The 13,756-nt window shown below is 65.4% G+C and carries 10 protein-coding genes; 4 read left to right on the plus strand and 6 right to left on the minus strand.

Annotated elements, in window-relative coordinates; genetic code table 11:
* The first annotated feature begins 88 nt into the window (after positions 1-88).
* The gene (locus HNP98_RS03415; protein ID WP_217425628.1) at positions 89-2,407 is read left to right on the plus strand and encodes a glycoside hydrolase family 3 C-terminal domain-containing protein; all 2,319 of its coding nucleotides are present in this window, start codon (positions 89-91) and stop codon (positions 2,405-2,407) included.
* Between the two features lie 76 nt (positions 2,408-2,483).
* Here HNP98_RS03415 and HNP98_RS03420 read toward each other — a convergent pair whose 3' ends face one another.
* Both HNP98_RS03420 and HNP98_RS03425 read right to left on the minus strand, forming a co-directional pair.
* Positions 2,484-3,764 (minus strand): pyridoxal phosphate-dependent aminotransferase, encoded by a 1,281-nt coding sequence (locus HNP98_RS03420; protein ID WP_173808643.1) that lies wholly within the window; start codon positions 3,762-3,764, stop codon positions 2,484-2,486.
* A gap of 113 nt (positions 3,765-3,877) precedes the next feature.
* Positions 3,878-6,340, minus strand: a complete 2,463-nt coding sequence (locus HNP98_RS03425; RefSeq protein ID WP_173808644.1) for an outer membrane beta-barrel protein — start codon at positions 6,338-6,340, stop codon at positions 3,878-3,880.
* Positions 6,341-6,631: 291 nt separating this feature from the next.
* Here HNP98_RS03425 and tsaE point away from each other — a divergent pair, with 291 nt between their 5' ends.
* The 3 genes from tsaE to HNP98_RS03440 all read left to right on the plus strand — a co-directional run bounded on the left by tsaE (position 6,632) and on the right by HNP98_RS03440 (position 8,774).
* The gene (gene tsaE / locus HNP98_RS03430) at positions 6,632-7,069 is read left to right on the plus strand and encodes a tRNA (adenosine(37)-N6)-threonylcarbamoyltransferase complex ATPase subunit type 1 TsaE (RefSeq protein WP_173808645.1); all 438 of its coding nucleotides are present in this window, start codon (positions 6,632-6,634) and stop codon (positions 7,067-7,069) included.
* Between the two features lie 93 nt (positions 7,070-7,162).
* Entirely contained in the window at positions 7,163-8,389 is a 1,227-nt protein-coding gene (locus HNP98_RS03435) for an alanine dehydrogenase (RefSeq protein ID WP_173808646.1), read from the plus strand.
* A 10-nt stretch (positions 8,390-8,399) separates the two neighbouring features.
* Positions 8,400-8,774 carry a hypothetical protein gene (locus HNP98_RS03440; protein ID WP_173808647.1) on the plus strand — a complete coding sequence of 125 codons (375 nt, stop codon included), beginning with the start codon at positions 8,400-8,402 and terminating at the stop codon, positions 8,772-8,774.
* A 26-nt stretch (positions 8,775-8,800) separates the two neighbouring features.
* On the opposite strand, the gene HNP98_RS03445 is transcribed toward HNP98_RS03440, so the two are convergent.
* The 4 genes from HNP98_RS03445 to HNP98_RS03460 form a co-directional block, all read right to left on the minus strand.
* Positions 8,801-9,931 carry an ATP-binding protein gene (locus tag HNP98_RS03445; protein WP_173808648.1) on the minus strand — a complete coding sequence of 377 codons (1,131 nt, stop codon included), beginning with the start codon at positions 9,929-9,931 and terminating at the stop codon, positions 8,801-8,803.
* Positions 9,932-10,230: 299 nt separating this feature from the next.
* Positions 10,231-11,898, minus strand: coding sequence for a formate--tetrahydrofolate ligase (locus HNP98_RS03450; RefSeq protein WP_173808649.1), 1,668 nt, complete (start codon positions 11,896-11,898; stop codon positions 10,231-10,233).
* 245 nt (positions 11,899-12,143) lie between these two features.
* The gene (locus HNP98_RS03455) at positions 12,144-13,061 is read right to left on the minus strand and encodes a flavin reductase family protein (protein WP_173808650.1); all 918 of its coding nucleotides are present in this window, start codon (positions 13,059-13,061) and stop codon (positions 12,144-12,146) included.
* A gap of 40 nt (positions 13,062-13,101) precedes the next feature.
* Entirely contained in the window at positions 13,102-13,476 is a 375-nt protein-coding gene (locus tag HNP98_RS03460) for a hypothetical protein (RefSeq protein WP_173808651.1), read from the minus strand.
* Between the last annotated feature and the right edge of the window lie 280 nt (positions 13,477-13,756).

Consider the following 13,756-nt stretch of genomic DNA (forward strand, 5'->3'; position numbering starts at 1 on the left):
GTACTTGCGCCCGGCGGGGGCCCGTTGCCCGGGCCCCGTAGCCCAGGCCGCCGCGTTGGCGCTTCACCCTTTTCCTTCTTTTTTCCTCATGCAACACCTACCCATTCGCGCCCGGGCCTTGTTGGCGGCCGCCTTGTTTTGCGCAACCGTTGGCCCCACCCGGGCCCAGGACAAGCGGCCCAGCCACGCCGTGCCGGCCCGCGCCCCGTCCGTCATCAACACCCAAGGCATGGCCGGGGCCAACGCCCAGCAGGGCCTGCTGGGCCACGAAGCGGAAATCGACGCCCTGCTCCAAAAGCTGACGCTGGAGGAAAAGGTGCACATGATTCACGCCAACTCGGCCTTTGCCGCCGGCGGCGTGCCGCGCCTGGGCATCCCCGAAATCATGACCTCCGACGGGCCCCACGGCGTGCGCCCCGAGCAGGGCCGCGACTGGAAGGGCGTGAAAGACGCCAACGACGCCGGCACCTACCTGCCCACCAACAACACGCTGGCCGCCACCTGGAACCCCGCCCTGGGCTACGCCTACGGCGCGGTGCTGGGCAGCGAGGCCAACGCCCGCGGCAAGGACATCATCCTGGGCCCCGGCATCAACATCGTCCGCGCCCCGCTGAACGGGCGCAACTTCGAGTACCTCAGCGAAGACCCCTTCCTAGTGGCGCAAATGGTGGTGGGCTACATCAAAGGGGTGCAGGACCAGGGCGTGTCGGCCTGCGTGAAGCACTTCGCGGCCAACAACCAGGAAACCCACCGCAACGACGTGGACGTGAGCATGAGCGAGCGGGCCCTGCGCGAAATCTACCTGCCGGGCTTCAAGGCCGCCGTGCAGCAGGGCGGGGCCTTCTCGCTGATGGGCTCCTACAACAAATTCCGGGGCCAGTACGCCACCGAAAACGCCTACCTGATGAACACCATCCTGAAAGGAGAGTGGGGCTTCAAGGGCCTGGTGATGAGCGACTGGGCCTCGGTGCACGACACCCAGGAAGCCCTGCGCAACGGCACCGACCTGGAAATGGGCACCGACCTGGCGCTGATGTACAAGAGCGTGGACCAGAGCGCGGCCACGGCCAGCACGGCGGCCCCCGCGCCCGTCCGCAGCTACTACGACCGGTTTTTCCTGGCCGACCCGGCCCTGGAGGCCCTCAAAAAAGACCCGGCGCTGGTGCCGCTGGTGGACGACAAGGTGCGGCGCATCCTGCGCGTGATGTACGCCACCCACCTGATGGGCTCCACCAAGCGCCAGTCGGGGGCCTACAACACCCCGCAGCACCAGGCCACCGCCCTCCAGGTGGCCGAGGAAGGCATCGTGCTGCTCAAAAACGACGGCAACCTGCTGCCCCTCAAGAAGTCGGTGAAGACCGTGGCCGTGATTGGGGCCAACGCCGAGCGGGCCAACGCGCTGGGTGGCGGCAGCGCCCAGCTCAAAGCCAAGTACGAAATCACGCCCTTGCAGGGCCTCAAAAACGCGCTAGGCCCCGGCGTGGCCGTAACCTACGCCCCGGGCTACACCATTGCCCGCGGCCAAAAGGCCGACCCCGCCCTCATTGCCCAGGCCGTGGCCGCCGCCAAGGCCGCCGATGAAGTGGTGTTCGTGGGCGGCTCCATCCACGGCTACGACTACACCAAGTGGAGCGACAACGCCTACGACGCCGAGGGCACCGACAAGCCCGACCTGAAAATGCCCTTCGGCCAGGACGAGCTGGTGCAGGCCGTGCTGGCCGCCAACCCCCGCACCGTGGTGGTGCTGCTGGGCGGGGGCCCCATCGACGTGTCGGCCTGGGTCGGCCAGGCCAAGGCCGTGGTGGAGGCCTGGTACCCGGGCATGGAGGGCGGCAACGCCATTGCCCACGTGCTGTTCGGCGACGTGAACCCCTCGGGCAAGCTGCCGTTCACCTTCCCCGCCAAGCTCGAAGACGCGCCCGTGTACAAGCTGGGCGAGTACCCCAGCAGCCCCGGCGAGCCGCTGAAGGAGGTGTACAAGGACGACATCTACGTGGGCTACCGCTACTACGACACCTACAAGGTGGCCCCGCAGTACCCCTTCGGCTTCGGCCTGAGCTACACCACCTTCAAGTACGGGGCCCTGGCCGTGACGCCCGGCCCCCAAAGCGCCACCGTGAAACTCACCGTGACCAACAGCGGCAAGGTGGCCGGGGCCGAAGTGGTGCAGCTCTACGTGCACGACAACCAGACCGCTGTGAAGCGCCCCGAAAAGGAATTAAAGGCTTTTGAGAAGGTATTCCTGAAGCCCGGCGAAACCAAAACCGTGACCCTGGCCCTGCCCGCCGACTCGTTCAAGTACTACGACGAAGGCCAGAAGCAGTGGGTGCTGGCCCCCGGCACGTTCAACTTGCTGGTGGGCAGCTCCTCGCGCGACATCCGCCAAACCGGCACCGTGAAGCTTTGAGAAGTTGAGAGTTAAAAGTAAAAAAGGACCGCCTGAAGTTATCGGGCGGTCCTTTTTTACTTTTAACTCTCAACTTTTAACTTCTTTCCACGAACTCGCGCACGCCCAGCGCGTCCAGGGCCGCGGGCAGGCGCAACAGCGCCGCCTCAATCGAAGCCATCGACTCGGCGCCGACCGAGAGGCGGAACCAGGGGTCGGTGGCTTCGGCCCCGAAGGCGCTGAACGGCACCAGGGCCAGCCCGGCGGCCTGGATGAGGTACGAGGCCAGGTCTTTGGTGGTGGCCAGCACCTGGCCGGCGGGCGTGGTGCGGCCCACCGCGTCGATGCGGGCGGTGAGGTAGATGGCCCCGGCCGGCGCGATGGCGGCCACCGGGTAGCCCTGGGCCTCCAGGGCCCCCAGGCCGTCGTAGAGGCCTTGCAGGCTGCGCTGCAAGCCGGCCTTGAAGCCGTCGAGGAAGGCATCGACGGCCCCGGTCTGGGGCAGGAAGTGGGCGGCGGCCACCTGCTCGGCCTTGGGGGCCCAGGCGCCCACGTGGCCCAGAATGGCCTTCATCTGGTCAATCACCAGGGCGGGGCCGAAGGCGTAGCCCACGCGCACGCCGGTGGCGGCGAAGCACTTGGAGAGGCCGTCGATGTACACCACATAATCGCGCAGGGCGGGGCGCAGGCTCACGGGGTCGAAGTGCTCGGTTTCGCCGAAAGTGAGCAGCCAGTAAATCTGGTCGTAAAGGATGTAGAGCGGCTTTTCGTTGGGGCCCCGGCCTTGGTTTTCGAGCAGCACCAGGTCGCAGATTTCCTCCAGCGCGGCCTTGGTGAACACCGTGCCCGTGGGGTTCAGCGGCGAGCACAGGGCCAGCAGCGTGGCCCCGGCCAGGTGGGGGGCCAGGTCGGCGGCGGTGGGCATGAAGTCGGCCTCGGGGCGGGTGGGCACGGCCCCGGGCACGGCCCCGGTGAGGTGGCAGTAGTGGTTGTTGTTCCACGACGGCACCGGGAACACCACCCGGTCGCCGGCGTCCACCAGGGCCCGGTAGGCGGCGTAGATGAGCGGGCGCGAGCCCCCGGCCACCAGGAACTCGGCCGGCGTGTAGGTCAGCCCCTGCCGATCACGCACAAAATCGGCCGCCGCTTGGCGCAGCTCGGCAATGCCGGGCGCGGGCGGGTAGTTGGTCTGGTGTTGCTGGTAGGCGGCGATGATGCCCTCCTGCAAGCCCTCGGGAATCGGGAACAGGGCGGGGTCGAAGTCGCCGATGGTGAGGTTGCAAATGGTCGCGCCCTGGCGGACCATTTCGCTTACCTCGTTGCCTATTTTGATGATTTCGGAGCCGCTGAGGCCCGCGGCCAGGTGCGATATTTTCATGGGGAGGGGAGAGGAGGGCCGGTTGGCGCAGCGAAGGTATTGCCCCCGCAACAACCGTCCCGCCGCCGGGGTTGCCCAGGGAGACCCCTTTTTTTCGTCCCGGGGCCCCGGGGCTACTGCCCGGCGGCGCGGCGCAGCTCCTCTTCGGCCCCGGCGGCGCGCTTGCGGGCCCCGGCCACCTTGGCGCTGCCGAAGCGGTAGGTGAAGGCCAGGGTGGCAAAGCGCGAGTCCTGCCGCAGAAAAAAACTTTCCGAGAAGTTGGCGTAGGTGGAGGTCGAGCGGATGGGCGTGGTGTAAAAGGCGTCGGCCACGGCCAGCCGCAGCGTGCCCTGCTTGGCCCACAGGCTTTTCTGCACGCCGGCCGCCACCTGGCCCCGGGGCCGCAACGTCTCGAAAGCAAAGGTTTCGCCCGACTCGAAGGTGCCGCTCAGCTCGGCCGACCAGCCCTGGGGGCCCGTGAAGGTGTTGTTGGCCGAGAGCAGCAGGGCGGGCCGGTTGTTATAAGGCGAGGAGCCGTCGGTGCCGGGCAGGGTGCCCGCGAACCGGGTGTACGAGAGCACCGCGTTGCCGTACAGGGCCCACCACGGCCGCGGGGCCAGCGGGGCCGTGAGCGTGAGGGCGTAGTAGTGCTCGGTGCCCAGGTTCACGGGCTGGCTCACCACCAGGCGGTTGCCGTCGGGGGCGGGCAGCTGCACGCGCAGAATGGGCTGGTCGGTGCGGGCGTAGCTCAGGCCGGCCGTGAATTTCTGGCGGAAGGTGTGGGTCAGCTCCGCGTTGTAGCTGGTTTCGGGGCCCAGGCCGGGGTTGCCGGAGCTGTAGGACGTGGCGTCGACGTAGTTGCGCAGCGGGTTCACCTGGTTGTACACGGGCCGGTTGATGCGGCGGCTCAGGGCCAGGCCCAGGGCGTGCTCTTTGCCGAGGGTGTACTGCACCGAGGCGCTGGGAAAGAGCTGGAAGTAATGCCGCTCGAAGTCCAGGGCGTTGGCGGGCTGGCGGCCCCGGGTGTTGGTTTGCTCGGCCCGCAGGCCGGCTTGCAGCGTGGCGCGGGCCCCCGGCCGGCTCAGGCTGGCGTAGGCCGCGTTCACGTTCTCGTCGTAGCGGAAGCTGCCGGAAATGTTCGCGTCCGGCGTCGTCACGCCGTTTTGGATGCGGTCAAACGCCACGTCGTTGTCCGAGCGCACCTGGGCCACTTTCGCCCCGGCTTCCAGCCGCACGCGGTGGGGCAGGGGCCGGCTGTAATCGGCCCGCAGCGTGGCCAGGGTAAGGGCGCTGCGCTGGTCGCCGGCCAGGAAGTCGGCGGGGGCGGCGGGCGCGTCGTAGGCGGTGGCCAGCCCCGTGCGGCGGTGGGTGTCGTAGCGGGCGTAGTCGGCGTCGGCCGTGAGCACGGGGGCCCCGGCCGAATCGGCGAATGCGTGGCGCAGGTTCAGGTTGGCGGTGCCGTTGGGGCGGCGCACGTCCTGGGTGGTCGTGGAGTGGTAGCGGTTGGCGAGCGTACCGTAGCCGTCGTACACGGCCGTCTGGTTGGCGTTGTCGCTGTTCACCTGGCTCAGCAGGCCGCTCACGGCCGCGCCCAGCAGCGTGCGGGCCGAGAGCGTGTAGTCGAGGCCCGCCTTCAGGCTGTGCGAGCGCAGGTGGTTGGTGAGGTCGTCGGCCAGCACGCTGCTGCTGGCCGGGCCCCCGGCCGGCGCGAACTGCCGCTGCACGTCGTTGCGCGTGAACCCGCGCCGGTCGGCGTAGGCGTAGCTGCCGAACGCGTTGAGGTGCTGGGTGCGGTGGTTCAGGGCCCCGCCGGCCGTGAACTTGCCGTACTCGCCGCGGCCGTAGCTGGCGTTGGCGCTGCCGTTGGTGCCCAGGCGCAGGTCTTTTTTCAGGTTGAGGGCGATGACGCCGGCCGTGCCCTGGGCGTCGTAGCGGGCGGGCGGGTTGGTAATCAGCTCGATGCTGCGCAGCTGCTCGGCGGGCAGGGCGCGCAGGTAGTCGGCCAGCTCGGTACCGCTCAGGGCCAGGCGCTTGCCGTCGACGAGCACCAGCAAACCCTGGCGGCCGCGCAGGCCCAGGTTGTCGTCGGTCACGCTCACGCCCGGGGCCCGGGCCAGCAGGTCGAGGGTGGTGGCTCCGGCGGCCAGTGCGGTGCCCTCCACGTTCACCACGGTGCGGTCGGGCAGGTGCTCAAACGGCGGCCGGGTGGCCGTCACCGACACTTCCTTTAGCGCCGTGCCGGCGCTGTGCACCAATTCAAGCGGGGCCAGGGCCAGGCCGGCGGCCGGCAGCTCGAAGGCCGGGCTCCAGCGGCGCTGGTAGCCCACCTGCACGGCCGACACCCGGTAGCGCCCGCCCGGGGCCGCCTCGAGCCGGTACGCCCCGCTGCCGTCGCTGAACTCGGCCTTCACCACCACCGAGTCGGCGGCCCGGTGCAGCGTGACGGTGGCAAAGGCCAGCGGGCCCCCGGGCCCCGCCACGGTGCCGCGCACGGCGGCGGCGGGCCCGCCGCGGGCCTGCCCCAGGCCCGTTCGGGGCACGGCCAGCAGCGTCCACACCACCCAGGCGCAACGAGTAACCAGGCAACAAAAACGCAAAAGGGTAGAATTGGCCATAGGCGCTGCGGAGGCGGGCGGTGAAAAACGCGCTGGGCGCTGGAAGGGCGGCCGGGCGCGGGGGAGGGAGGAACGGGGGCCCCCGGGCGGTTTTGCGGCCCGGGCAGGGCCCGCGAGCCGGCCCCGGCGGGTGGTGGCCAAGCCGTTAATGCCAAGCGCAACGATAGCGCCGGGGTAATGGTATGAGACTGGAAAGATAATGGTGAAGGGGCCAAACATAGCGTTTAAGCGCTTAGGTTGCGCCAACCGGCGGGCCGCCGGTATTTTTGCGGGATGCTACCCGTTCAGCTTTCCGTGCCCGCCCTCGCCGACCTGCCCGCCGCCGCCCAAAAGGTGGCCGCGCTCATTGCCGCCAGCGGCTGTTCGGTAGTGGCCCTGGTAGGCGAAATGGGGGCCGGCAAAACTACCCTCGTGCGGGCCCTGGGCGTGGCGCTGGGCGTGGCCGACGACGTTAGCAGCCCCACGTTTGCGCTCGTCAACGAATACCGCGACGGGCGCGGGGCCCCGGTGTACCATTTCGACTTCTACCGCGTCGATTCCGTCGACGAAGCGGCCCGCATGGGGGCCGCCGAGTACTTCGATTCGGGGTATCTTTGCTTGGTTGAATGGCCGGCCCGTGTGGAAGCGCTTTTACCGGCTCCCCGACTTGAGTTAACGATTATCCCCACGGGCCCCGAAGCGCGGGCGATTGAACTAAAAATTGTAAATTAAGAATTAGGAACGAAAAATAAAAGGTTATCAATCAGTGGTTTGTGCGCTGAATTTGTAATTTTTGATTTATAATTCTTAATTCCCTTTCCACCGATGCCCGAACAATTACCCCCCGGTTTCGAGTCGCTCGCGGCCAGCCGCGCCTACTTCACCCAGGAAGCCGCCCTGGCCGTGGAGACGCGCAAGCGCAAGCTCTTTATCGGCCTACCGCGCGAAACCACGCTCCAGGAAAACCGCCTGGGCCTCACGCCCGAAGCCGTGCAGCACCTCGTCACGGCCGGCCACGAGGTGGTGCTGGAGGCCGGGGCCGGCGAGCCCAGCAAGTACTCCGACCACAACTACTCCGAAGCCGGGGCCCAAATCGTGTACTCGTCGCAGGAGGTGTTTCAGGCCGACATCGTGCTGAAGGTGGCCCCGCCCACGCGCGACGAAATCGAGTACATGCGCCCGGGCCAGACGCTGATTTCGGCCCTGCAAATGGGCACGCTCACGGCCGAGTATATTGCCGCGCTGCAACGCAAGAAGGTGAACGCCATCGGGTTCGAGTTCATCCGCGACCCCTCGGGGGCCATGCCCGTGGTGCGCGCCATGAGCGAAATCGCCGGCTCGACGGTGATGCTGGTGGCGGCCGAGTACCTGGCCCGCTCCAACGAGGGCAAGGGCATCATCCTGGGGGGCATCACGGGGGTGCCGCCCTCGCAGGTCGTCATCCTGGGGGCCGGCACGGTGGCCGAGTACGCCGCCCGCGCCGCCATTGGCCTGGGGGCCGAGGTGAAGGTGTTCGACAACCACCTCTACAAGCTGCGCCGCCTCAAGCACAACCTGGGCACCCAGCTCTACACCAGCACGTTGGACACGTTCGCCCTGAGCCAGCAAATCCGCCGGGCCGACGTGGTGATTGGGGCCCTGAGCATTGAGGACGGCCGCATCCCGTTCATGGTGCCCGAGGAAATGGTGGCCAGCATGACGCCCGGCTCCATCGTCATCGACGTGAGCATCGACCAGGGCGGCTGCTTCGAAACCAGCGAGATGACCAGCCATTCGCAGCCCATCTTCCGCAAGTACGACGTGGTGCACTACTGCGTGCCCAACATCGCCTCGCGCGTGCCCCGCACCGCCACCAACGCCCTGAGCAACATTTTCACCCCCATCCTCCAGGAAATCCACCAGCATGGCGGCATCAACGAAGTGCTCTTCACCAACGAGCATTTCCGCGCCGGCGTGTACATCTACCGCGGCTCGCTGACGAATGCCGCGATTGGGAAGAAATACAACATGCGGTACAAGGAGTTGGGACTGCTGATTGCGGTGCGGAATTAGAAAAAGCAAAGTGAACACCACCGTAATTAAACTTTGTGAAAATCACAAGAATATACCAGATAATTCAATCGCATCGTTGGTGTTTCATTACCTGTTTAAATTATTTTTCTTTTGGATTCCGAAAGCCAGTCCAGATTACGAGGGGGTAGTTGATGATGTGCGTTACTGGCATATAGAAATTGATAATGATACCCGCCGAGCGGAAAGAGAAATTGGATTTGATGGTTTCGACAAGCCAATTGTTTTCGGACCAACTAATCGAAATCTCGGGTTGTGGACTGACTCCGATAGATTATTTAGTATTATTGACTATCAGCTAGTTGATGGAAATGAATTTGATAATTTGTGGAACTCCTTGAAAGAAAACCAAGGGGATAATTTTTAATGGATTGGTCGGAAAATCTGGTTGTGTTACAGCACGAAATCCAGGTAATTATCCCGATTAATTCCCGCATACGTGGCCCCCGGATAATTAGCAACCCAAGAAGCCGGCGCGTTTGAAGCCTTTTTGGTCAACTTGAATTCGTAGCCGGCTAGTTGCCCGTCCACGTCTTCCACGTAATCAAGCTCCGCACCGGTGTAGGTGCGCCAGTAGTAGGGCAGGGCGGGGTAGGGGGCGTAGGCGTTGCGCTTGCGGCGCTCCACCACCAGGAAGTTTTCCCACAGGGCCCCGGCGTCGGGTCGGGCGTTGAGGGGGCTGAAATTGTTGAGCACGGCGTTGCGGATGCCCAGGTCGTAGAAATACACCTTGTCCATTTTCACCACTTCTTTGCGCAGGTTGCGGCTGAAGCCGGAGAGCCGGAAGACGACGAAGGCTTTTTCGAGCAGGTCGAGGTAGTGGGCCACGGTGTCCTTGCTCATTTGCAGGGCGTTGCCCAACTCATTGAGCGAGACGGGGGCCCCCACTTGCAGGGCCAGCAGGCGCAGGAGCTGGCGCAGTTTGTCGGGGTAGCGCAGGTTGGCCATTTCCAGCACGTCGCGGTAGAGGTAGGCGGTGCTCAGCTCGCGTAGGTACTGGGCTTTGTCCTGCTGGTTGGGCAGGCTGAAAACCTCCGGGTAGGCCCCGTAAATTAATTGCTGGTCCAGCAGCTGGCGCAGCTCGAAGGGATTGTACTGGGCCCGCAGCTCGCTGGTGGCGATGGGGAAGAGCGTGTAGGTCCAGGTGCGGCCGGTGAGGGGCTCCTGGGTGCGGTTGGCCAGCTCGAACGACGACGAGCCCGTGACAATGATTTTTAATTGCGGCAGCCCGTCGTGCAGGATTTTTAGGTTCAGGCCTACCTCGGGGATGCGCTGGGCCTCGTCGATGAACAGCAAGTCGTAGCCATCCACCAGCAGCTTGAGCTGGTTGAGGTCGCGGCTGGAAAGCACGTCCACGTAGCGCAGCTCGTCGGCGTTAATTTCCAGCTTGCGCAGCGGCAACTCCGTCAGTACCTGGCGTACCAGCGTGGTTTTACCCACTTGCCGGGGCCCGTACAAAAGAATGATTTTAGCGGAGTTCGTTAGCCGGTCGCGGAGGACGGGCAGCAAGGCACGAGAGAGCATACCGACAAATCTAGCGCGAATTGGGCTACTTCATCCGCTCAATTCGCGCGAATTGAGCTGATGAATTAGCCCAATTCGCGTTTTTATTTTGCCAGTAGTGTCTTCTTTGCCTTCGCTACAAACCATTCCGCCAGAAACTGTTGCCTAAAGAGCGCCAATTGCTTCTGCAACCTGGGGCCCTCGTCGCGGTGTTTTTCCTGCCCCGGAGGCGAATAACCCTACAGCCTACACTGCTACCCGTGGGGCCTGCTGCGTTTCCACTTGGCTCAAAAAGCTGGCCCAACCGGCAGCTGTTGTGGCTACGACAAGCCCGTAATCACCCCGTCGTCGTCGATGGCCATGCCGGCGGAGGCGGGCACGGGCGGCAGGCCTGGCATCCGCAGCAGGGTGCCGAGGATGGGGATGAGGAAGCCCGCGCCGGCCGCCAGCTCGCACTCGCGCACGGTGACGCGGAAGCCCTCGGGCCGGCCGATGAGCTTTTCGTTGTCGGAAAACGACTTCTGGGTTTTGGCCATGCAGATGGGCAACCCCGCCAGGCCAAGCCGGTCGATGCGGCGCAGGTCGGCTTCGGCCTGCGCGGTGTAGTCCACGCCAGCGGCCCCGTACACCTTGCGGGCGATGGTTTCGATTTTGGCCTTCACCGGCTGGTCCCAGGCGTAGAGCGGGCGCAGGCGGTTGGTGCCCGCGGCGATGTTGGCCAGCACGGCCTCGGCCAGGGCGGTGGCCCCGGCGCCGCCCTCGGCCCAGCTGGTGCTGCGGACGGCCTCCACGCCGCGGGCCCGGCACAGCTGCTGCACCAGGGCCACCTCTTCGGGCGTGTCGCTGACGAAGTGGTTGATGGCCACCACGGGCTGGTAACCAAATTTCTGGGCGTTTTCGATGTGCTTGGCCAGGTTAGCAAAGCCCCGCTCGCAGCGCGCCAGGCTGGGGGTGTTCAGCTCGGCGGCCGGGGCCCCGCCGTGGTGGCGCAGGGCGCGCACGGTGGCCACCAGCACCACGGCGGCGGGGGCCAGGCCGGCGTAGCCGCACTTGATGTCGAGGAACTTCTCGGCCCCGAGGTCGGCGCCAAAACCGGCTTCCGTCACTACGTAGTCGCCCAGGGAAAGGCCCATGCGGGTGGCCAGCACGGTGTTGGTGCCCTGGGCGATGTTGGCGAAGGGGCCGCCGTGCACCAGGGCGGGGGTTTGTTCCAGGGTTTGCACCAGGTTGGGCTTCAGGGCGTCGCGCAGCAGGATGGTCATGGCCGCCTCGGCCTGCAGCTGGCGGGCGTAGATGGGCTCGTTGGCATAGCTGAAGGCCACCAGGATGTTGCCGAGCTTGGCCTTGAGGTCGGCCAGGCTGGTGGCCAGGCACAGGATGGCCATCACCTCGGAGGCGGCCGTGATGTTAAAGCCGTCGCTGCGCATCACTCCGTTGGCTTTGCCGCCGAGGCCCACGATGGTCTGGCGCAGGCTGCGGTCGTTCAGGTCGAGGCAGCGCTTCCAGAGCACGGTGCGCGGGTCGATGCGCAGGGGGTGGTTGGGCGTCTGGATGGCGTTGTCGAGCAGGGCGGCCAGCAGGTTGTTGGCCTTTTCCACGGCGTTGAAGTCGCCGGTGAAGTGCAGGTTGATGTCCACCATCGGGCTCACCTGCGAGCGGCCGCCGCCGGTGGCCCCGCCCTTGGCCCCGAACACGGGCCCCAGCGAGGGCTCGCGCAGCACCACCACGGCCTTTTTGCCCAGCTTGCTCAGCCCGTCGCCCAAGCCGATGGACACCGTGGTTTTGCCCTCGCCGGCCGGGGTGGGCGTGATGGCCGTGACCAAGATTAGCTTTGCCGCGGCCACCTTTTCCGGGTCTATCAGGTGCAGGGGCAGCTTGGCTTTGTTGCGGCCGTAGGGCTCCAGGTCGTTTTCGGGAATGCCCAGGCGCGCGGCTATTTCTTTAATGGGTGGCAGAACTACGGATTCGGCAATGGCAATGTCGGTCATGCGGAGAGGCTATTGGTTTCGGATATGGCAACTGAAAAGCAAGAACTTTGTGTGGCACACCGCCCGAATAGTTTTTTGGCGGTGAAATAAAACGGGGCGGTCCGGCGACTTTTTCTGTCGTCGGGCCACTCTTACTAAAAAACAGCAGCCCCGGGGCTTGGTAAGCGTGGCCCGACGACAGAAAAAGTCGCCGGACCACCCCGTTTTAGACCATTCTCATAGTATTTACTGACTCGCGTTATCATTCAACTAACCATCAGCGCTTTCCACGCCTCCAGTACCCGCCCCTCGGCCAGCAGCTGCTGGGCCAGTCGCGCCAGCTGCTGCTGTCGCTCGGGGGCCCCGGCGGGGTATTTATTGAGGAGGTAGGCCGCCATCGGGTCTGCTTTGAACTCCTCGACCTGGGCGGGGGTGGGCAGGGCCTCGCGCTCCACGTTGGCGAGCTGGCCCAAGTCGTTGCCGGTGAGGACGGCGCTGGTGCGGATGTGCTCCGGCAGCTGGTCGTGGCCGATGCCCAGGCGGCGGTTGGGCCGCACCACCTCGAAGAGGCTGGCTCCGCTGGCGCGGGCGTACCAGTCGCCGCCCAGGCGGGCCACCGCGTCCAGCCGGAACGGGTCGATGCCGGCGGCGTCAGGTAGTAAAATATCTTGGCGGAAGTGGGCCCGCACCGCCCGGCACACCACTAGGTGGCCGGCCCCGGGGCCCTGGCCCAGCGGCACAATCTGTTCCACCACGCACTCGAAGGCGGCGGGGGCCTCGGCCACGCGGGGCGGGCGCACCCGCTCGCTGGCCAGCTCGGTGAAGCCGGCCTTGGCAAACTCGTTCACGCCGGCCGGGTACTCGGCGCTGGCCAACGACATCTGCTGCACCATGGCGTAGTCGCAGATGTTGATAACGACTTCCGGCACGGCCCGCACGTTCCGCAGCGTGTGCTTCTCGGAGCCGTCGCGCAGGCGGTTGATGGGCGAAAACACGAGGATGGGGGGCGTGTAGCAGAACACGTTGAAGAAGCTGTACGGGCTCAGGTTCACGCGCCCGTCGGCGTCCACGGTGCTGGCGAAGGCGACGGGGCGCGGGGCCACCGCGCCGCCGAGCAGCGGCATCCACTGGGCGGGCGTGAGGTCGGCGGGCGTGACGGAGTGGAAGGTTGGCGGGGTGGGCATGGAATGGGGCCGGGGTGAGGAGCAAAACTACCGCCTTTGCTCAGGTGGGTACCCGGCCGACCCATATCCAGCCTATTTGAACAACAATGCACTCCTCGCCATCATCATCCACAGCGGACCAGTGGCGTCGGCGCGAACCCCATTTACCCGACTCGGCGAATTCTTTTGGGCTCAGCACGTCTATTTCCGCGTGAGCGGTCCAGATTAAATCGGCCACACCGGGTAGAGACTGGTATTCGATGGGTAATGGTACGGGCTGCGCCTCGGGAAGGCGCTGTTCGTAAACTGTTTTGAGACGCTCAATCGCCGCCGTTACCTTTGATAACCCAAAACGAATATCATGCAGCCAGATAGCAAGGTATAGGTCAGGATAAAGTGGCGTGAGCTGCTCTCGCCACTGCTGCAAATCGGTCAACAGCCGGGCAGCCCACGGGCGTCGGAAGGCCAGTGGCGGCCGGCCATGCACTGTCCAAGGAGCCAAGCCAAGTTGGTCGTAATCGTATTTGTGCTTTGCTAAGCGTGCCAAATCGGGGGCTGTCGGCGTCGTGGCCCGTCGCTGGTGCTGCCGCCAGTGGCGGCGTAGGCCGCGAATGCGTTTTCTACTCTACCCTACTAAAATTTGAGGCATAAAAACGGGGCGGCCCGACCTTTGGAGTTCCTACACAGCCAAACTCGTTCCGCCCCGTGAAGCAAGG

Origin of the sequence: Hymenobacter caeli, assembly GCF_013294115.1 — a bacterium.
In the GTDB taxonomy this organism is placed as follows: Bacteria; Bacteroidota; Bacteroidia; order Cytophagales; family Hymenobacteraceae; genus Hymenobacter; species Hymenobacter caeli.